The following is a 19039-nucleotide window of genomic DNA, read 5'->3' on the forward strand; positions in this document are numbered from 1 at the left end:
CAGCTGAATAACAGATTCAGCTGCTTAGAAAATATAATGGATTAGTTTGTTGCTTCTTTCAATGTATTTACGTTTTCTTCCATTAAAGTGAAGTAATCTTTATTATTTTTTGCATCATCTTCAGAAATAGTAGCTAAGTGATTTAAGCGTAAAACTTTTGTACCTGTTTCTTTTTGAATTACAGAAGCTACTTTTGGAGTCGAGAATGTTTCAAATAAAATATATTTTAGATTATGTTCTTTTACTGTTTTTGTAATGTCAGCAAGCTGCTTTTGAGATGGTTCATCAGAAGCTGAAATTCCAGCGATAGGAATTTGTTTTAGGCCGTATCGTTGTTCCCAGTAACCATAGGCAGCATGAGAAACTAAAATTTCTTTCGTTTTTGCGTTCGCTACAGCTGCCTTAAATCCATCGTCTAAATCAGTAAATTTAGTTTGAAGTGCTGCAAAGTTTTTTTCGAATTCTTGTTTATGTTCAGGTTGTAATTCTACAAGTGCATTTTTAATTTTTTCTGCCTGTTTCATTGCTAGAGTAGGATCTAACCAAACATGCGGGTCTTTATCATGATGATGTTCATCTTCTTTATGGCCATCTCCATGATCATGATGCTCTTCTTCAGTAGAAGCACGCAGCTCAATACCTTTAGATGCATTTACAATTTTAACATTTTCTTTTTGTAATGTTTTTTCCATTTTTTCAGCAAATGGTTCTAATTCAGCGCCGTTATAAACAAATAAATCGGCTTTTGCAACTTGTACTGTTTGTTTTTGACTTGGTTCAAATGTATGTGAATCTGCACCAGGTGGGTAAATTGCTTCAACATTTACATAGTCGCCACCAATTTTCTTTGCGAAATCAGCAAGTGGGAAAATCGTTGTATAAACTGTTAGCTTTCCATCTTTCTTGGCATTACTTTCTTTTTTATTTGAGCAGCCAGCGAAAATTAAGGTAAAAATAAGTAAGAATGAAAATATAGTCAATCTTTTAGGCATGAAGTTCTCCTCTTTTCTTTTTTACGGATATATTTTCCCCAATTATAGAAGAAAAATATCATTTTAATACAAAACGGAATAATTACGTTTTAGTTTGCGAACTTAGTATAATACATCTTTAATAAAGTTGCAATAAATAATAATCATTACGATTTGTTTTTGTTATAAAGTTGTCAAATATAGGTGTATTATTTTTGCAAATGCATGCATATGTGACAACGCTGTTTTCATATATTGAAAAGGAGGTAAAGAGGGGGATGAGCGCTTGGGTTACTTAATGGAAGCTATTTTATTAATATTAGCGGTAGTATTGCCATTATCTTTCGTATTAATTTTTTTAAGAAGATTAATAAGTAATTTAGGGGACGCTACAACAATAACGAAATTACAAGAGAGAGATGAGAAAAAAGAGTGAGTAAAGCACTATGCGTACGCATAGTGTTTTACTTGTGGTAAAATAAGAGCAGGAAACTCCTAAAGGTTGTATTTTACTGAAGGAGAGAAAAGTAAAATAAGAGGTATATGCATATATGAATAAGCGAACAGCGTTAATACTTGGTGCAAGTGGTTTAGTTGGACAAGAGATAACGCGTCTATTACTTGAATCAGATTACTACGATTCGGTTACTATTTTTGTAAGAGAGCCAATGCAATTGCAACATGAGAAGTTACAGCAGAAACAAGTTGATTTTTCGGTATTAGAGGAATATAAAGAGTTCTTTGCTGTGGATGATGTTTTTAGTTGCTTAGGAACAACAATAAAAAAAGCAAAAACAAAAGCAAATTTTAAAAAAGTAGATTATGAATATACGTTACGAGCTGCGTGTTTAGCTGAAAAACAAGGGGTACAAAATTTCCTTGTCGTGTCCTCAATGGGAGCGAATCCTAAATCATTTTTCTTTTATTCACAAGTGAAAGGAAAAATGGAAGAAGAATTGCAAAAGTTAGTGATCGGTGGTATTCACATTTTTAGACCATCATTATTAGTAGGAAATCGACAAGAATTTCGTTTCGGCGAACGAATGGCTGAAAAATTATCTCGTATTATTCCGTTTATCTTTAAAGGGGCTTTCAAAAAATATAAACCAATTTCAGCTAAAGATGTGGCGAAAGGGATGTATATAACCGCGCTGCGAGAAGAATCGGGTATCCATACTTATAATTCAAATGAAATTACAACGATAGAATAAATAAAACCGAGAAGAATGACTTCTCGGTTTTATTTATTCGTATGAATTTTTCCTGGTGCTCGCTTATATTGGTGAGGTTCTTGCAATTCAAAGCCAAGTTCATTTGCCGCTATTCTCGGGAAGTACGGATTGCGAAGTAACTCACGTCCGATAAAAATTAAATCTGCTTCGTTATTGTTTAAAATTTGCTCTGCTTGTACTCCAGTCGTAATCAATCCAACTGCACCAGTTGCAATGTTAGCATGCTCTTTAATATGTTTGGCGTATTGTACTTGGTAACCAGGATACACATCAATATGTGCTGGTACAACTGCACCAGAACTACAATCGATTAAATCTATTCCCTGTTCTTTCATCCATTTTGTATACTGAACATAATCTTGAACTGTTAACCCTTCAGGATGATAATCATTTGCTGAAATACGGACAAATAACGGTCCGTTCCAAACTTCATTTATCGAGTCAATGATTTCGCGTAAGAAACGATAGCGGTTTTCAGGTGAGCCGCCGTATTCATCCGTCCGTTTATTAGTAAGTGGTGATAGGAATTCATTGATAAGGTAACCGTGAGCGCCATGTATTTCAATAACATCAAATCCAGCTTGTTTTGATCGTACTGCAGCTTGCTGAAAAGCTAATACAGTATTTTTAATTTGGTGTTTGCTCATTTCTATTGGCATTTTCATTGTTTCATTAAATGGAATGGCTGAAGGAGCTAACGCATCTGTTTCTAATTCTGCTTTTCTTCCGGCGTGAGCGAGTTGAATGGCAGCTTTTGCGCCGTTATCATGTATAAAAGTAGTCGTTTTATGTAAGCCTTCAATTAGGTTGTCATCCCAAATACCTAAGTCTTTGTTAGAAATTCGTCCTTCAGCTAACACCGCAGTTGCTTCAACCATAACTAAACCTACTTGGCCAGCAGCGCGAGTTCCATAATGAATGAGATGAAAATTCGTAACGCGGCCATCCTCATTCCCCGATGAATACATACACATAGGCGACATAACGATACGATTTTTTAGTGTAACGTTCTTAATTGTATAAGGTGAAAAAAGCTTGGAATTCATCAAATAGCCTCCTTGATTGAATTTTCTTATATTTTACCATTCTCTTTTTTGTTTCTCTAATAAAACGCTTATACGAAAAATTTTGTATATTCGTGTTACAATGACTAATATGAACTGAATTGGAGGATGGCATATGTACCAGGCTTATTATGAAAGCGAAGTAGGTTTGCTTGAAATTACAGCGAATCAAGAAGGAATTACGTCTGTTATATTTGTTGATGAACGACAAGAAGAAAATAAAAATGAAATGATAGAACAATGTATAAATGAGTTAGATGAATATTTTAAAGGGAAAAGAAAAGAGTTTACGGTCCCGCTGTCTGCGGAGGGAACAGCATTTCAAAAAAATGTATGGGATGCACTTTATACTATTCCATACGGCGTAAGTGCTTCATATTTAGATATTGCAGAGAAAGTTGGAAATATAAAAGCTGTACGGGCAATAGGAGGGGCAAATAGTCGGAATCCAATTTCAATAATTGTTCCATGTCACCGTGTAATAGGAAAGAGTGGAAAGCTTGTTGGATATGCTGGTGGTTTATGGAGGAAAGAGTGGTTATTAAAACACGAAGGTATTTTGAAATGACGTATGGATGGGAAGAGGGATTGTTTTGAAATGTATAAATTGTGGGCAACCTTGCGAGGAGGAACAGTTAAATTGTGCAAGTTGTCAGCGAAACTTGGATAATGAACAAGAGGAAGGTAGCTCGTTAATAGATAAAGAACTGGAAGTATATGTAGGGAGACAATATCCGTATTACAAAAGGAAATGGGATCTTGAGAATAAGCGGATTGCTAGGTGGAGCTGGAATGGTTGGGCTGCTGTCTTCAATATAGGCTGGCTAGGATATCGTAAGTATTATGTACCAGCTGCTTTATTTATGTTGTTATTAGTAGCGTGTGATGCGTTTTCGTATTATATGGGATTTAATGTAGCGTTGCCAATCATTAATATGGTGCCTCTTACGTTTTTATTACTCATTTTTATTCTGTTTGGAATGGGGATTTTTGCAAATGGATTATACTATCAATTTGCGGAAAGACGTATATACCGAATAAAAGCAAGAGAAATAAAAGATAAATCAGTTGAAAACTATCTAATCAATGATAGCGGCGGAACGAGCAAAATGGGAGCGACAATTGTTACTATTTTAGCAGTTGCTAGCATATTTTTTAGCCATTTCTTTTTTCCGACTGATCGAGACGTTATTCAAAAGGTTCGTACAAGCTCGCTTTATGAATATCCTTTCTTTTCAATAGGTGAATCTTTCGAAAATTATTTTCAAAATTCAGGTTGGATATATTATCGTGGAACGGAAGGATTAGAATTAGTAGAATTCCAAGGATATAACACCGGAATGCCAAGACAAAAGGTGAAGATTCAATTTGTTGTCGATTATAAATTAGGTGAAGTGGAACCATACTCACTTATGATTAATGGTGAATCTAAAACTGAAGAAGAGTTTTTGAAGCTGATGGAAGAAATATTTAAAGTTCAAAATCCATTTGATATAGAGGATGGATTACAAGTAAATGCTATTCAAGAAAGCGGCTGGAAAGAAATTTCCGATCGCTTTTTTCTATGTTTGTTAAAATAAATATTTAAAATAATCAGAATCTTTTGTATAATGAAATATATTATATAGGATTTAACTTATACATATAGATTGGGGGAAGGAAGAATGAAGAGAAAGACAACAACAATTGCTGCACTTGCGTTAACGACGAGTGTATTGGTTGCAGGATGTGGGAATGGTGAGAAGGCTTCGACAACGAAGAAAGAATCGAATAAGGGAATGGCCGATAAACAAGTTTTAAATTTGCTAGAAACAGCTGAAATTCCTTCAATGGATACATCTAAATCAACAGATTCTGTATCTTTCCGTGTATTTGTAAATGCAATGGAAGGTTTATATCGTCTAGATAAAGATAATAAACCAACACCAGGTATGGCAAAAGATGTGAAGATTAGTGAAGATAAAAAGACATATACATTTGAATTACGTGATGCGAAATGGTCAAATGGTGATCCAGTTCGAGCACAAGATTTTGTATATGCATGGCAACGTACATTAGATAAAGCATTAGCGGCAGAATATGCATTCATTTTATTTGATGTGAAAAATGCACAGAAAGTAAATAAAGGTGAATTACCAGCAGATCAATTGGGTGTTAAAGCGAAGGATGATAAAACGTTGGTAGTAGAATTAGAGCAACCAGCACCTTATTTTCTTGAGCTTACGTCGTTCCCTACATTTTTCCCATTAAATGAAAAATATGTGAAAGAGCAAGGAGATAAATACGGATTAGAAGCAGATAAATTATTATATAATGGACCATTTACAATGAGTCAATGGAAACATGAACAAAATTATCAGTTGAAGAAAAATCCTAATTATTGGGATAAAGATACTGTAAAATTAGACGAAATTAATGTAAGTATTGTGAAGGAAACAAGCACGGGAGTAAATTTATATGATAGTGATCAAGCAGATCGAGTTATTTTAACTTCTGAATTTGTTGATAAATATAAAAAGAATAAGCCAGATGAATTTAAAACGAAGTTAGATCCACGCATATATTTCTTGCGTTTTAACCAAAAAAATGCAACATTTAAAAACCAAAAAGTACGTGAAGCGATTGATTTAGCATACGATAAAAAAGGAATTGCTGATGTCATTTTAAATGACGGTTCATTGCCAGCATATTTCTTAGTACCTGAAAAATTCACGACAGGTCCGGATGGAAAAGATTTCCGCTCTGTAAATAAAAACTTCCGTGATAGTAAAGATAATGCAGAGAAAGCAAAAAAATTATGGGAAGAAGCGAAGAAAGAGCTTGGTCAAGATACAATTACGGTTGAATTACTAAACGATGATAACGGTAGCCGTAAAAAAGTAGGCGACTTTATTAAGGAAGAACTAGAGAAAAACTTGCCTGGTATTAAAGTAAATTTGAAACAGCAACCATACAAGCAGAAGCTAGATTTAGAAAAGAAATTCCAATACGAATTCTCATTATCTGCATGGAGCCCTGATTATCCGGATCCAATGACTTATATTGATATGTTTGTTACTGGAAGCTCATTTAATGAAATGGATTATTCTAATCCGAAGTATGATGATTTAGTAGCGAAATCAAAAGGAGAGCTATTAAAAGATGATAAAGCACGCTGGAATGCACTTGCGGAAGCTGAAAAAATCTTAATTGGTCAAGACGCAGCAATTTCTCCTACTTACCAACAAAGTACAGCTTATTTAGAGAAGCCGTTTGTAAAAGGTATTGCTAACCATACGTTTGGCGGGGACTTCAGTTATAAATGGGCATATATTACAAAAAAATAGTATAATAAAAGATGAGTGAATTTTCGCTCATCTTTTATTTGTATAAGGAGGAATTATAGTTGTTAAGGGGAATCAATCATATTTGTTTTTCGGTATCTAATTTAGAAAACTCTATTATGTTTTATGAAAAGGTATTAGAAGGAGAATTATTAGTTAAAGGAAGAAAATTGGCTTATTTTAACATATGTGGAGTATGGATAGCGCTTAATGAAGAGACGCATATTTCGAGAAATGAGATTCATCAATCTTATACGCACATTGCATTTTCTGTTGAACAAGAAGACTTTAAATGTCTAATACAGCGATTAGAAGAAAATGATGTTCATATTTTAAAAGGAAGAGAACGTGATGTCAGAGATTGCGAATCTATATACTTTGTTGATCCTGACGGTCATAAATTTGAGTTTCACTCAGGGACACTGCAAGACCGTTTAAATTATTATAGAGATGAGAAACCTCATATGACATTTTATTAGGGAGGGATAGCATTTGCATGCACTTGTAATTGGTGGAACAGGAATGCTAAAGAAAGTTTCTATGTGGTTTTGTGAGAAAGGATTTTATGTTTCTATTATCGGGCGAGATGAAGTGAAATTAGAAAATGTTAAGCGGATGAGTTCTGCACCAGAAAATATTACATGCCTTTCGTTAGATTATCATAATGATGAAGATGTAAAGCTAGCTATTAAAAGTACAATTAAGAAAAATGGTCCGATCACATTAGTTGTTGCATGGGTACACACAAGTGTAAAGCATACACTATCAAATATTTGTAAAGAACTAGATTTGTCGTCTAAAACATATAGTTTATTTCATATTTTAGGTAGTAAAGCATCACGTATGCCTGCACAAAAAATAGGGAGTACGCGATGTATGTATCATAGAATTATTTTAGGTTTTATTTTAGAAGATACATATGGAAGATGGCTTACGCATGAAGAGATAGCTGATGGAGTTATAAAAGGGATTGAAAGTAAACGAGCGGAGTGGATTGTAGGGAGAGTTGAACCGTGGGAAATACGACCAACATGGTGAGGGGGAGTAAGAAATGAAAACAACTATATATGTAACAAGGCATGGTGAAACAGAGTGGAATGTAGCGAAGCGAATGCAGGGACGGAAAAATTCTGCTTTAACTGAAAATGGTATAGTTCAGGCGAAACAATTAGGGAATCGAATGAAAGATTTACCAATCCATGCGATCTATAGTAGTCCGAGCGAAAGAACACTTCATACGGCAGAGTTAATAAAGGGGGAACGTGATATACCTATTATAGCGGATGAGCATTTCTATGAAATCAACATGGGTATATGGGAAGGACAAACAATTGCGGATATAGAAAAGCAATTTCCAGAAGAAGTACATCTATTTTGGAATGAGCCACATCTTTTTCAGTCAACATCAGGCGAAAATTTTGAGGCCGTTTATGAAAGAGTAATTGAAGGGATGCAGCTTCTTTTAGAAAAGCATAAAGGACAAAACATATTGATTGTTTCTCATGCAGCAGCAGCAAAATTACTTGTGGGGCATTTCGCGGGAATTGAAATAGAAAATGTGTGGGATGATCCATTTATGCATGGTGCCAGTTTGAGCATAATAGAATTTGAAGAGGGTAATGGTAAAGTGAAGCAATTTGCAGATATAAGTCACTTTCAATAAATGTAAAAAAGGCCGCAAAACGGCCTTTTTTTGGTGGTATAAAAACTAGCAGTTACGTTTTTTATACCAGAAATGATCGAATTTCTTATTTTTGCAAGATGGGAATTTATGTCCGCCGCCTTTGCAATTATTCCATTTGTGTCCGCTATCGTGACAGTCTTTACCATGATCACATGAATCATCGCAAGAGCCACCGTGTCCGTGAGGGAAGAACTCGCATTTTTTACAGTAACATCGTTTAGTCCAGTAAAATTTCTTTTCAAAGCGCACACATTTTGTAACGAATGTACAATGTTTTCTACGCGTACGTTTTGTAACTAAAACGCATTCTTTTCTACGTGTTACTTTCGTAACAAACGTCCATTTTTGAACGCGTACGCGAGTACATTTCGTAACAAATGTCCATTTTTTTACATGAGTACATTTTGTAACAAATGTACAATGTTTCACACGAGTACATCTTGTTCTTGGGCAATTACAATCATCGCTACATTCAACTTTTGAAGAGCAATCATCATCGCATTCAAAAGTACTTGGATCTTGGTGTAAGAAATCCTCCATCCCAGCACTTTTGATTTCTTCAACAGCTTTTCTAATATCACGTTTCATAGAAATCCTCCTTATCATGTATTAAAGTGAAAAGGTATTCTTTTTCCTTAACATGATATGTATGTAGGCATCTTTCTGAACAGGACAAGAGTGTAATTTTATATAAATAGATGATTGCGGATGTATGGACAAGACAAGGCGCATACATTGAATGAAGAGAACTGAGAAGGGATGAGAAAACATGCTGCCTTCATATGATTTTTTTGTTCATCCAATGTACTTAGTGGAATTGAAAAAGGACATTTGGTCAGATAGTCCAGTGCCAGCAAAATTAACTTATGGAAAAAAGAAGTATGATATTGATATCGTATACCGAGGAGCTCATATTCGCGAATTTGAGAAAAAGTCTTATCATGTTATGTTTTATAAGCCTAAAAAATTTCAAGGTGCGAAAGAGTTTCATTTGAATTCGGAGTTTATGGATCCGTCTCTCATACGAAATAAATTATCTTTAGATTTTTTTCATGATATTGGTGTACTTTCGCCAAAATCACAACATGTATTTATAAAAATTAATGGTCAAATTCAAGGTGTGTATTTACAGTTAGAATCGGTTGATGAAAATTTTTTGAAAAATAGAGGATTACCGAGTGGTTCTATTTATTATGCGATAGATGATGATGCGAATTTTTCATTGATGAGTGAACGGGATAAAGATGTTAAGACAGAGCTCTTTGCGGGTTATGAATTTAAATATTCGAATAAAAATAGTGAAGAACAACTGAGTGAATTTGTATTTCAAGCGAATACTTTGACGAGGGAAGCCTATGAAAAAGAGATTGGGAAGTTTCTACATGTAGATAAATATTTACGATGGTTAGCAGGAGTTATTTTTACGCAAAACTTTGATGGTTTCGTTCATAACTATGCACTATATCATAACGATGAAACAAATTTATTTGAAGTTATACCGTGGGATTATGATGCGACTTGGGGGCGAGATGTACAAGGGAGACCACTTAATCATGAATATATTCGCATTCAAGGGTATAATACGTTAAGTGCAAGATTGCTAGACATACCTGCATTTAGAAAGCAGTATCGAAGTATTTTAGAAGAAATATTAGAAAATCAATTCACAGTTTCGTTTATGAGGCCGAAAGTAGAAGGGTTGTGTGAATTGATTCGCCCATATTTACTACAAGATCCATACATGAAAGAAAAATTAGAAACATTTGATCAAGAGGCTGATATGATTTATGAATATATAAATAAAAGAAGAAAGTATATACAAGACCACTTACATGAATTAGATTAATTTTGAAAGAGATTGAAACGTTATCAATCTCTTTTTTTTGTATAATAAAGATGTATCAATAAAAATGAAGTAATATATTTGATAGAGAATGGGGATGCGGATATATGACGATTAAATGGATTGATTGGGTAAAACAAATACAATCTATAGCTCAAGCGGGTTTAACGTATTCTAAGGATGTGTATGATATTGAGCGTTTCCAGCAATTACGAGATATTTCTATTTCAATGATGTCACATTACACGAAAACAGATTGGGAAGTCGTAGAGAAATTATTTGCAAGTGAGACAGGCTATCAAACACCTAAAGTTGATATAAGAGCGGTTGTTTTTCAAAATGAAAAGTTATTATTTGTGAAAGAAAAAAGCGATGGGAAATGGGCATTGCCAGGTGGATGGGCTGATGTCGGTTATACGCCAACCGAAGTTGTAGCAAAAGAGGTTTTCGAAGAGACTGGTTATGAGGTAGATCATTTTAAGTTACTAGCTATATTTGATAAAGAAAAACATCAACCCTCTCCATCGGCGACGCATGTATATAAGATTTTCATTGGATGCGAGATTATTGGTGGAGAAAAGAAAACTAGCATTGAAACAGAAGAGGTGGAGTTTTTTGATGAAAATGAATTGCCTAATTTATCAATTGCTAGAAATACAGAAGGCCAAATTAAAGAGATGTTTGCCTACATGAAAGACCCGCAGAAAGAGAAATTAATAGATTAATCCTGCTTGAATTGTACATATTGTTAAAATGAAGATATTGGCAGATTGCAGCCTTTATGTAATAATGGGATGGTATGTGAAGAAAAAAGGAGATAAAAAAGAACATGTTAGCAAACATAATAGATCAGTTATTGCAATTTTTTGCAAGCTTAGGTTACTTTGGAGTAGCTCTTGCTTTAATGATTGAAGTAATCCCGAGTGAAATTGTACTTTCGTATGCTGGCTTTTTAGTAGCGAATGGTAAAATTAGTTTTGTGGGTGCAGTTATCGCCGGAACGATTGGTGGTACTTTAGCGCAAATCTTTTTATACTGGCTTGGATACTACGGAGGGCGTCCGGTTGTAGAGAAATATGGGAAATATCTACTTATTAATAAACATCATTTAGACATAGCGGAAGGTTGGTTTAAGCGTTATGGAGCAGGCGTAATATTTTCTGCGCGCTTTATCCCAGTAGTACGTCATGCGATCTCTATTCCAGCAGGACTAGCTAAGATGCCATTAAAACTATTTACACTTTATACGGTTGTAGCGATCATTCCATGGTCAATTCTATTTATATACTTAGGTGAAAAACTTGGTGGGAATTGGCGACAAATTAAAGAGTATGCATCTGATTACACACATTACATAATTATAGGAGCTGTTCTTTTTATTGCTCTATACTTTGGTTTAAAATATTTCAAAAAGAAAAAAGCAGCGCGTTAAAGTCAATGATTTTTCATTGGCTTTTTTTGTTTGTTTCGGTTCTAAAGAAAAGGAGTTGTCCATAATGTGTAATAATAAAGCGTAGCGGAGGAATGTGATGAAAGGGTCACCGTTTATACGTGGAACGATATTTTTAACGATGGCAACGATGATATCAAAAATGTTAGGGTTTATATATGTTATACCATTTACAGCGATGGTCGGTACGAGTGGTTACGTTCTATACACATATGCATATCGTCCTTATACCATCATGCTCAGTATAGCAACAATGGGATTACCGCTAGCTGTTTCAAAGATGGTATCAAAATATGATCAACTGAATGATTATCATACGGTTAAGAGAGTGTTGAAAAGTGGAATCGTGTTTATGTTTATAATGGGAGTCATTTCGTGTTTTACGTTATATATGCTAGCTCCGCATTTAGCTAAACTTGTCATCGATGGGAATGATCAAACGGGGAATAGTGTAGGAGCGGTTACTACTAATATTCGAATTGTAAGTTTTGCGTTAATACTTGTGCCAGTAATGAGTTTATTAAGGGGCTTCTTTCAAGGATTCCAATCGATGGGGCCTTCTGCATTAAGTGTAGTTGTAGAGCAATTTTTTCGGGTTTTAACCATTTTAATAGGAAGCTTTGTTGTTTTATATGTTTTAAAAGCTTCTGTTTCGCTAGCGGTTGGTATTTCAACGTTCGGTGCATTTATGGGAGCTGTAGGTGGATTAACTGTTTTAAGTGCGTATTATATAAGAAGGAGAAGGCACTTAAAGAAAAAAGAGATGGAAAGTATACCACAAACAACGAAATCTTTTTTCTCATTGTATAAGGAGCTCTTTACATATTCTATTCCTTTTGTTGTGGTGGGCTTAGCAATTCCGTTGTATCAGACGATTGATACATTTACAATTAATAAACTACTTATACAAATAGGATATATGCAAGGAGAAGCGGAAAAAATTAATGCGATAATTGGTCTTGTTCAAATGGTTGTGCTTATCCCGGTATCCGTTGCGACAGCTTTTAGTATGTCTCTCGTACCAGAGATGACGAAAGCTTACACAGCAGGAAATACGAAGCTATTGTACAAACATTTTACGAGAACAAATGTATTAGTAGTAGCGATTACGGTACCGGCGGCAATTGGAATGATGGTGTTAGCCAAACCTGTATATACTCTTTTATTCGGTGCTGGAAATGATCCAGAGATGGGGAGAATCATTTTACAGTATTATGCTCCTGCTTGCATACTATTTTCTCTTTTTACAGTAACGGCTGCTATGCTACAAGGAATCAATCAACAGCAGAAGACGGTGCTAGGACTAGTGATTGGAATTATTGTAAAGATAGTTTTAAATATTGTATTGCTTCCGTATTTCGATTATGTAAGTTTTATCATTTCAACATACGCGGGCTATACGATTTCAGTCGGGTTTAACTTGTGGATGCTTTCTAAATATGTTATAAAGGCAACATAAGCTTTTAAGGCAGAGAGCACTCTGTCTTTTTCTATGTTTAGCCCGCTTTAACGGGCATTGAGACCCTCACCTCAAAATACAGCGAAAGAAAAGAAGTTTGGTTGGGGGGCGGGCTACCCGTAAAAGCCCGATTTGTGAGGGCTAATAATCAGCGGGGGATAAAGCCACCTACTGATTAAAGTTTCACTTTATAATATTTTTCCTATAAAAACGTTTTCAAAATAATTTTTCTATTGAAATTTAAACGTATGTTTCATATGCTGAGAATGGCGGTTTAAAAACTGTGATTTAAGAGAGGTAGATTCCTACATGTAAAAAGAATCGGGGTGATAGTATGTTAAATATATATTTAACAGACCGAAACGGAAAACTACAAGAGATTGAGGAAATGCAAAAGGGGTGCTGGATTAATGTACTTCATCCAACAGAAGAAGAAATTCAATATCTAGTACAAACTTTAAATGTAGACTTAGATTTCATTAAAGACCCTTTGGATGATGAAGAACGCTCTCGTATTGAAAAGGAAGACAATAATACTTTAATTATCGTGGATATTCCGACAGTTAGACATGACGAAGAAGGAAATTCGATTTATGACACGATTCCAATAGGTATGATTGTGATGCCGGATTGTTTTGTTACAATCTGCTTAGAAGAGAATCCAATTTTTGAACGTTTTATTAATCAACGTATTAAAGAATTTTATACGTTTAAGAAGACGCGCTTTGCACTTCAGCTCTTATATACGATTTCTACTTATTATTTAAGATACTTAAAGCAAATAAATCGAAAAACAATTGATTTAGAGCATCAATTAAATCAGTCAATGAAAAATAAAGAGATTTTCACATTGTTAGGCCTTGAGAAAAGTTTAGTATACTTTACAACGTCATTAAAGGCTAATAAAATTGTAATTCAAAAGTTAATGCGTAATAGTACATTTTTAAAAATGTATGAAGACGATCAAGATTTATTAGAAGATGTATTAATTGAAAATAAACAGGCTATTGAAATGGCGGAAATATATAGTCACATTTTAAGTGGAATGATGAATACTTTTAGCTCCGTTATATCAAATAATTTAAATAGTGTTATGAAACTGTTAACGTCAATTACCATCATTTTATCTTTACCGACTATGGTTTCTAGTTTCTTTGGAATGAACGTAAAGGTTCCGTTTGAAGGGGAAGCACACGGTTTTGTAATTGTACTCATCATATGTGTAACACTATCTTTCACGTTAGCTTTTGTTTTTTGGAAGAAACGTTACTTTTAACGATAAGAAAGCTGCTCTAGCATAGTTATATAACTACGCTAGAGCAGCTTTTTTGCTATGAAATCTCAAATTTTGAATAGAATATAACTTGTACAATGTAATGTATATAAAGGGTATGTATGCCATATAAACCTTGTTCAATTAATGAAATGGGGTTAAAATTACATATTGTTAATGAAAAGTTGGAGGAAATACATCATGGAATTGTTTCAATTACCGAAAGCATTCCTGCAAATGAATACAATTTTTATCTCCATATTGATCGAAGCACTTCCTTTCGTGCTCATTGGTGTATTTATTTCAGGATTCATTCAAATGTTCGTGACAGAAGATATGGTGGCAAAATGGATGCCGAAGAACCGATTTCTGTCTGTTTTATTAGCTACTTTTTTAGGCATGTTGTTTCCAGGTTGTGAATGTGGAATTGTTCCGATTGTAAGACGATTAATTGGAAAAGGCGTTCCACCATACGCAGGGATTGCATTTATGTTAACTGGACCTATTATTAATCCAGTTGTATTATTTGCTACTTATGTTGCCTTTGGGAGTAGTATGCACATGGTATGGTATCGTTCTATTGTAGCGATTATCGTAGCCATTATCGTTGGAATTATATTATCCTTTATGTTTAAAGAACATCAATTAAGAGATGATCACTTCCCAGAAGTGAATAATAAGCGTCCACTGCGTAAAAAAATGTGGGATGTATGTACACACGCTGTTGAGGAATTCTTCTCAATGGGAAAATATTTAGTACTAGGTGCGTTAATTGCAGCAGCGGTACAAACGTTTGTACAAACTTCAACACTTCTTGCTATTGGACAAGGTCCGTTTTCTTCATCAGCTGTTATGATGGGACTTGCTTATATATTATCACTTTGTTCAGAGGCAGATGCATTTATCGCTTCTTCGTTCCAAAGTACGTTTTCAACAGCTTCACTTGTCGCGTTCCTCGTTTACGGACCGATGGTGGATATTAAAAATATGTTTATGATGCTTGCAACATTTAAAACTAAATTTGTAATTGTTGTTATAGTTACAGTTACTCTTGTTGTTTATGCAAGCTCACTACTCATTTATGCGATGGGGTGGTAGGTTATGTTTCGAGCATATATATTATTAGGTTTTACAATATTAATTGCGCAGCTTCATATTTCCGGTAACATTACGAAGTATATCAATATGAAGTATGCCTATTTATCAACAACAGCGGCAATTATTTTAGGTTTCTTAACGATTGTACAAATTATCGTCGTTTTCCAAAAAGAGCACCAAAAGGAAAAAGAGAAAAATGATTGTAGTTGTGACCATAGCCATTGCGGGCATGATCATTCAAAAGATGAGAATACATGGTGGAAAAAAGCATTTTCATACTCATTATTTTGTTTTCCAATTATCTCAGGGTTATTTTTCCCAATTGCGACGTTAGATTCGGATATTGTTAAAGCGAAAGGATTTCACTTTCCTGTTGCACAAGCAGAAAGTAAGGATCCATTTATGACAAGACAATTTCTAAGACCTGATACGAGCATTTATTACGGGAAAGAAGGATACCGTGGTGTAATGGAAAAAGGGAAGAAAGAGTTTGTTACGAAAGACAATATTAATTTGAAAGATGAAGACTTCCTAAAGGGTATGGAAACAATTTATAATTATCCTGGCGAGTTTACTGGGAAAAAATTATCTTTTAAAGGGTTTGTTTTTAGGGATGATTCTTCTAAAAAAGAACAATACTTCTTATTCCGTTTCGGTATTATACATTGCGTAGCAGATTCTGGTGTGTATGGTATGTTAGTGAAAAAGCCAGAAGGCGTAGAGTGGAATAATGATGACTGGATTCAAGTAGAAGGAGAGATAACTACTGAGTTTTATCAGCCGTTTCATGCGAATATTCCTGTATTAGAAGTAACAAAATGGAATAAAGTTGAACAGCCGAAAGAACAATATGTATTTAGAGGAGCCGATTGATAAAATCGGTTCTTTTTTGTGGACTAAAAGTTCTGAATGTTGTTAATATTAAACGTGTAGTTCATTCAGTATAGTGATTATTGAAATATTAGGGATAAATCATTAAAGGGGTGATAACAATGACAGAAGTAAAGGGGAAAACAGCCAATGAGTCAAGGGTGTTCAAAACGAGCCGAGTATTCCCAACAGATTTAAATGATCATAACACGCTATTTGGTGGGAAGATATTAGCGGAGATGGATATGGTTGCTTCTATTTCAGCATCCAGACATTCGAGAAAGGAATGTGTCACAGCATCTATGGACTGGGTCGATTTCTTACATCCTGTTCGTTCTTCAGATTGTGTTAGTTATGAATCTTTCGTAATTTGGACGGGAAGAACTTCGATGGAAGTGTTTGTGAAGGTAGTAGCTGAAGATTTAATTTCAGGTGAGAAGCGTATAGCGGCAACGTCATTCGTTACTTTTGTGGCACTTAGTAAGGAAAATAATCCAGTTCCAGTACCGCGTGTTATCCCTGAAACAGAAGAAGAGAAAGAATTACATCGTATTGCTGTGTTACGTGCAGAACAGCGTCATATACGTAAGGCAGAGAGTAAGAAAGTAGCCACATTGTTAACCTTTTGAGATGAATATTTAGCCATTTAAGTTACTATAGCAGTCGGAAATGGTTTTAAAATGAAAAGCGGACACCTAAAAATAGGTGTCCGCTTTTATAGTTTTTTCATCCACATATCATATGACAGTAGCTACTTAGCAGAAGCAAGCAGCACCGACGATGATTAAGAGGATAAATAATACGACTAATAGCGCAAATCCATTACCATGTGCGAAGCCCATTGTTATTTCCTCCTTTTATTTTAAGATACAACATACAATATGCAAATGAGCTATTGTTTGATATGGACATATATCATGCAATGACATATTTTCTTGAATGATAATGTAATAAAAAAGGGAAGATATAGAAATAACAGTAAGTGGAGAAAGGAATTTATCCATGAAGCGCTTTTTCGCTATAATCCTTTGTTTAATAGGTGTATTCATTTGGATGAACATCGATGTGGAAATGGGGAAGGAAATGGCTAGTGAATATGAATTAGGAAAAGTTCGATTAGGTGAATTTCAGCTATATACGAACGGTGAAGAGTTATATAGAAAATTATTTGAGGATATAAACGATGCAGAAAAGTATATATATATCCATTTTTATATTGTAGGAAAAGATGAAATAAGCGAAGAGTTTTTACAGTTATTAGAGAAAAAAGCATCTAGCGGAGTAGAAGTGAAATTGTCAGTCGATCGGATAGGTGGATATAAGCTGAAGAAAAAGGTAATTAGCCGATTAAAGGAAAACGATGTGAAGTTTACATTTAGTAAAAAACCGAAGCTGAAAAATTTGTTCTATTCTTTGCATCAACGGAATCATAGACGTATTGTTACGATAGATGGAAAGGTATCATACGTCGGTGGCTTTAATATCGGAAAGGAGTACCTTGGACAAGATCCAAAGTTTGGGCCATGGCGTGATTATCACGTGCGCATCCATGGTGAGGGTGCAGCGGATATGGAAAGAAAATTCGCCGAAGATTGGAAAGAAGATACAGGAGAAAAAATGCCTATACATGAAAGTATACCTACATTAGGGAATGTGAAATATCAATATTTATTTTCAAATGGAAAAGGCTTATGGGAAAAATATGGAGCACTATTAAAGCAGGCTAAAAAGTCTTTAATTATCGCTACACCATATTTTGTACCAAGTAAAGAAATGGTGAAAGAGTTAAAAGCTGCATTAAATCGTGGTGTTAATGTGAAAATTCTCGTGCCATTTAAAAGTGATGCCATATTGTTAAAACAAGCTGCCTATCCATATTTGAAAGATATGTTACATGCTGGAGCGGAGATTTATCAATATCAGAATGGTTTTTTTCATGGGAAAGTAACAATCATTGATGGGGAAATTGTTGATATTGGTACCGCAAACTTTGATAATAGAAGTTTTTATTTAAATACGGAGTCTAATTGTATTATCTATGATAAGGGAGTAACAGCGGACGTATGGAACCGATTAAAAGAAGACTTTCATAAATCAAAAAGATTTTCGGAAGAAGATTTTGAGAAAATAAGTAAATGGGATTGGTTTTTAGCAAGAATAGCAAATGTTATAGCATCATATTTATAGCATATAGACAAAAAGAAGGGAGGCACTTTCATGGATTGTATGAAAGAATTAATGAGGTATAGTTATATGCTTATAAATAAGGTTGGGGAGTATACAGGAGAAGTAAGAGACGGAGAATTAAAGGAGCTATTACAGCATCACTTACCATATATGTTGCAAGCTTATAATGAACAAGTGAATTTTCAAGAAGGAGAGAATGTACAGCATATAACTTGTGAACCGATTGCATTTCATTTTCATGAAATGGAAAAGGAAACCGATAGTAAATATACAGGAGATATTTATATTGCAACTTGTTATATTTCGCATTTAAAACGGTTAGCTTTAAAGTTTGCTCAAGTTGCAGTGGAAGTTGCTAATCCAGAGTTTCGCTCATTTTTGGAAAATTGTTTCTTGAAAATGAACCGTTATGCTTATAGTGTGTGGCAATATGTTATGAAGAAGGAATATAAGATTACACATCTATATGAAAATGAAAAGTTTGCATGAGAAACTAAGGCGGAATGGTATGCGCCTTAGTTTTTTTACGTCCATTGAGAGAAAAAAACTAGTTTTATTGTGTATCGATTGGAAATGAAATATATA

The 19039-nt window shown here is 34.5% G+C and carries 22 protein-coding genes; 18 read left to right on the forward strand and 4 right to left on the reverse strand.

Going from position 1 to position 19039, the window contains the following annotated elements; genetic code table 11:
• Positions 1-41: 41 nt before the first annotated feature.
• Positions 42-992, reverse strand: a complete 951-nt coding sequence (locus ACS2QP_RS04485; protein ID WP_001126151.1) for a metal ABC transporter substrate-binding protein — start codon at positions 990-992, stop codon at positions 42-44.
• 265 nt (positions 993-1257) lie between these two features.
• On the opposite strand from ACS2QP_RS04485, the gene ACS2QP_RS04490 reads away from it, so the two are divergent.
• A complete protein-coding gene (locus tag ACS2QP_RS04490; RefSeq protein WP_000540932.1) occupies positions 1258-1407 on the forward strand; it encodes a hypothetical protein in 150 nt (49 codons plus the stop codon).
• A gap of 115 nt (positions 1408-1522) precedes the next feature.
• Positions 1523-2182 carry an oxidoreductase gene (locus tag ACS2QP_RS04495; protein ID WP_001042736.1) on the forward strand — a complete coding sequence of 220 codons (660 nt, stop codon included), beginning with the start codon at positions 1523-1525 and terminating at the stop codon, positions 2180-2182.
• 29 nt (positions 2183-2211) lie between these two features.
• Here ACS2QP_RS04495 and namA read toward each other — a convergent pair whose 3' ends face one another.
• Complete coding sequence (gene namA, locus ACS2QP_RS04500; RefSeq protein WP_017673200.1) at positions 2212-3249, reverse strand: NADPH dehydrogenase NamA; 1038 nt, start codon at positions 3247-3249, stop codon at positions 2212-2214.
• Positions 3250-3382: 133 nt separating this feature from the next.
• Here namA and ACS2QP_RS04505 point away from each other — a divergent pair, with 133 nt between their 5' ends.
• The 6 genes from ACS2QP_RS04505 to ACS2QP_RS04530 all read left to right on the forward strand — a co-directional run bounded on the left by ACS2QP_RS04505 (position 3383) and on the right by ACS2QP_RS04530 (position 8253).
• On the forward strand, positions 3383-3835 hold the full coding sequence (locus tag ACS2QP_RS04505) for a methylated-DNA--[protein]-cysteine S-methyltransferase (protein ID WP_000283912.1): 453 nt from the start codon (positions 3383-3385) through the stop codon (positions 3833-3835).
• A 7-nt stretch (positions 3836-3842) separates the two neighbouring features.
• Positions 3843-4847, forward strand: coding sequence for a DUF2628 domain-containing protein (locus ACS2QP_RS04510; protein ID WP_078421001.1), 1005 nt, complete (start codon positions 3843-3845; stop codon positions 4845-4847).
• Between the two features lie 84 nt (positions 4848-4931).
• Positions 4932-6593, forward strand: coding sequence for a peptide ABC transporter substrate-binding protein (locus ACS2QP_RS04515; protein ID WP_000824276.1), 1662 nt, complete (start codon positions 4932-4934; stop codon positions 6591-6593).
• A 59-nt stretch (positions 6594-6652) separates the two neighbouring features.
• A complete protein-coding gene (fosB, locus tag ACS2QP_RS04520) occupies positions 6653-7069 on the forward strand; it encodes a FosBx1 family fosfomycin resistance bacillithiol transferase (RefSeq protein WP_000943773.1) in 417 nt (138 codons plus the stop codon).
• Between the two features lie 13 nt (positions 7070-7082).
• Positions 7083-7628 (forward strand): short-chain dehydrogenase, encoded by a 546-nt coding sequence (locus tag ACS2QP_RS04525; protein WP_017673198.1) that lies wholly within the window; start codon positions 7083-7085, stop codon positions 7626-7628.
• A 13-nt stretch (positions 7629-7641) separates the two neighbouring features.
• Positions 7642-8253, forward strand: a complete 612-nt coding sequence (locus ACS2QP_RS04530) for a phosphoserine phosphatase 1 (RefSeq protein ID WP_017673197.1) — start codon at positions 7642-7644, stop codon at positions 8251-8253.
• A gap of 45 nt (positions 8254-8298) precedes the next feature.
• On the opposite strand, the gene exsB is transcribed toward ACS2QP_RS04530, so the two are convergent.
• On the reverse strand, positions 8299-8862 hold the full coding sequence (gene exsB, locus ACS2QP_RS04535; RefSeq protein WP_438882158.1) for an exosporium protein ExsB: 564 nt from the start codon (positions 8860-8862) through the stop codon (positions 8299-8301).
• 181 nt (positions 8863-9043) lie between these two features.
• Between exsB and cotH the strand changes: the two genes are divergently transcribed.
• The 8 genes from cotH (at position 9044) to ACS2QP_RS04575 (ending at position 16896) form a co-directional block, all read left to right on the forward strand.
• Positions 9044-10120, forward strand: coding sequence for a spore coat protein CotH (gene cotH / locus ACS2QP_RS04540; RefSeq protein WP_098584069.1), 1077 nt, complete (start codon positions 9044-9046; stop codon positions 10118-10120).
• Positions 10121-10224: 104 nt separating this feature from the next.
• On the forward strand, positions 10225-10842 hold the full coding sequence (locus ACS2QP_RS04545; protein WP_017673195.1) for an NUDIX hydrolase N-terminal domain-containing protein: 618 nt from the start codon (positions 10225-10227) through the stop codon (positions 10840-10842).
• A 104-nt stretch (positions 10843-10946) separates the two neighbouring features.
• A complete protein-coding gene (locus ACS2QP_RS04550; protein ID WP_000880691.1) occupies positions 10947-11549 on the forward strand; it encodes a DedA family protein in 603 nt (200 codons plus the stop codon).
• A gap of 97 nt (positions 11550-11646) precedes the next feature.
• Entirely contained in the window at positions 11647-13026 is a 1380-nt protein-coding gene (locus ACS2QP_RS04555) for a putative polysaccharide biosynthesis protein (RefSeq protein WP_000678845.1), read from the forward strand.
• Between the two features lie 334 nt (positions 13027-13360).
• Complete coding sequence (locus ACS2QP_RS04560) at positions 13361-14302, forward strand: magnesium transporter CorA family protein (RefSeq protein ID WP_000932389.1); 942 nt, start codon at positions 13361-13363, stop codon at positions 14300-14302.
• A gap of 198 nt (positions 14303-14500) precedes the next feature.
• Entirely contained in the window at positions 14501-15397 is an 897-nt protein-coding gene (locus ACS2QP_RS04565) for a permease (RefSeq protein ID WP_000418716.1), read from the forward strand.
• 3 nt (positions 15398-15400) lie between these two features.
• Positions 15401-16270 carry a TIGR03943 family putative permease subunit gene (locus ACS2QP_RS04570; protein WP_000488059.1) on the forward strand — a complete coding sequence of 290 codons (870 nt, stop codon included), beginning with the start codon at positions 15401-15403 and terminating at the stop codon, positions 16268-16270.
• A gap of 119 nt (positions 16271-16389) precedes the next feature.
• Positions 16390-16896 carry an acyl-CoA thioesterase gene (locus tag ACS2QP_RS04575; protein WP_000141164.1) on the forward strand — a complete coding sequence of 169 codons (507 nt, stop codon included), beginning with the start codon at positions 16390-16392 and terminating at the stop codon, positions 16894-16896.
• Positions 16897-17022: 126 nt separating this feature from the next.
• Here ACS2QP_RS04575 and ACS2QP_RS04580 read toward each other — a convergent pair whose 3' ends face one another.
• Positions 17023-17109 carry a YjcZ family sporulation protein gene (locus tag ACS2QP_RS04580; RefSeq protein WP_000505094.1) on the reverse strand — a complete coding sequence of 29 codons (87 nt, stop codon included), beginning with the start codon at positions 17107-17109 and terminating at the stop codon, positions 17023-17025.
• A 160-nt stretch (positions 17110-17269) separates the two neighbouring features.
• On the opposite strand from ACS2QP_RS04580, the gene cls reads away from it, so the two are divergent.
• Together cls and ACS2QP_RS04590 are read left to right on the forward strand one after the other, a co-directional pair.
• A complete protein-coding gene (gene cls, locus ACS2QP_RS04585) occupies positions 17270-18454 on the forward strand; it encodes a cardiolipin synthase (protein WP_438882159.1) in 1185 nt (394 codons plus the stop codon).
• 30 nt (positions 18455-18484) lie between these two features.
• Positions 18485-18943, forward strand: coding sequence for a spore coat protein (locus ACS2QP_RS04590; protein WP_061457089.1), 459 nt, complete (start codon positions 18485-18487; stop codon positions 18941-18943).
• Positions 18944-19039 lie beyond the last annotated feature (96 nt).

The sequence above is a fragment of the Bacillus cereus group sp. Bce019 genome, assembly GCF_051781745.1.
Taxonomy (GTDB): domain Bacteria; phylum Bacillota; class Bacilli; order Bacillales; family Bacillaceae_G; genus Bacillus_A; species Bacillus_A cereus.

Excerpts from the sequence above, each read along its gene's own strand:
- ACS2QP_RS04485 (WP_001126151.1), bottom strand. The coding sequence starts at position 992 with ATGCCTAAAAGATTGACTATATTTTCATTCTTACTTATTTTTACCTTA.
- ACS2QP_RS04495 (WP_001042736.1), top strand. The coding sequence starts at position 1,523 with ATGAATAAGCGAACAGCGTTAATACTTGGTGCAAGTGGTTTAGTTGGA.
- namA (WP_017673200.1), bottom strand. The coding sequence starts at position 3,249 with ATGAATTCCAAGCTTTTTTCACCTTATACAATTAAGAACGTTACACTA.
- ACS2QP_RS04505 (WP_000283912.1), top strand. The coding sequence starts at position 3,383 with ATGTACCAGGCTTATTATGAAAGCGAAGTAGGTTTGCTTGAAATTACA.
- ACS2QP_RS04510 (WP_078421001.1), top strand. The coding sequence starts at position 3,843 with ATGGGAAGAGGGATTGTTTTGAAATGTATAAATTGTGGGCAACCTTGC.
- ACS2QP_RS04515 (WP_000824276.1), top strand. The coding sequence starts at position 4,932 with ATGAAGAGAAAGACAACAACAATTGCTGCACTTGCGTTAACGACGAGT.
- ACS2QP_RS04530 (WP_017673197.1), top strand. The coding sequence starts at position 7,642 with ATGAAAACAACTATATATGTAACAAGGCATGGTGAAACAGAGTGGAAT.
- exsB (WP_438882158.1), bottom strand. The coding sequence starts at position 8,862 with ATGAAACGTGATATTAGAAAAGCTGTTGAAGAAATCAAAAGTGCTGGG.
- cotH (WP_098584069.1), top strand. The coding sequence starts at position 9,044 with ATGCTGCCTTCATATGATTTTTTTGTTCATCCAATGTACTTAGTGGAA.
- ACS2QP_RS04545 (WP_017673195.1), top strand. The coding sequence starts at position 10,225 with ATGACGATTAAATGGATTGATTGGGTAAAACAAATACAATCTATAGCT.
- ACS2QP_RS04550 (WP_000880691.1), top strand. The coding sequence starts at position 10,947 with ATGTTAGCAAACATAATAGATCAGTTATTGCAATTTTTTGCAAGCTTA.
- ACS2QP_RS04555 (WP_000678845.1), top strand. The coding sequence starts at position 11,647 with ATGAAAGGGTCACCGTTTATACGTGGAACGATATTTTTAACGATGGCA.
- ACS2QP_RS04560 (WP_000932389.1), top strand. The coding sequence starts at position 13,361 with ATGTTAAATATATATTTAACAGACCGAAACGGAAAACTACAAGAGATT.
- ACS2QP_RS04565 (WP_000418716.1), top strand. The coding sequence starts at position 14,501 with ATGGAATTGTTTCAATTACCGAAAGCATTCCTGCAAATGAATACAATT.
- ACS2QP_RS04570 (WP_000488059.1), top strand. The coding sequence starts at position 15,401 with ATGTTTCGAGCATATATATTATTAGGTTTTACAATATTAATTGCGCAG.
- ACS2QP_RS04575 (WP_000141164.1), top strand. The coding sequence starts at position 16,390 with ATGACAGAAGTAAAGGGGAAAACAGCCAATGAGTCAAGGGTGTTCAAA.
- ACS2QP_RS04580 (WP_000505094.1), bottom strand. The coding sequence starts at position 17,109 with ATGGGCTTCGCACATGGTAATGGATTTGCGCTATTAGTCGTATTATTT.
- cls (WP_438882159.1), top strand. The coding sequence starts at position 17,270 with ATGAAGCGCTTTTTCGCTATAATCCTTTGTTTAATAGGTGTATTCATT.
- ACS2QP_RS04590 (WP_061457089.1), top strand. The coding sequence starts at position 18,485 with ATGGATTGTATGAAAGAATTAATGAGGTATAGTTATATGCTTATAAAT.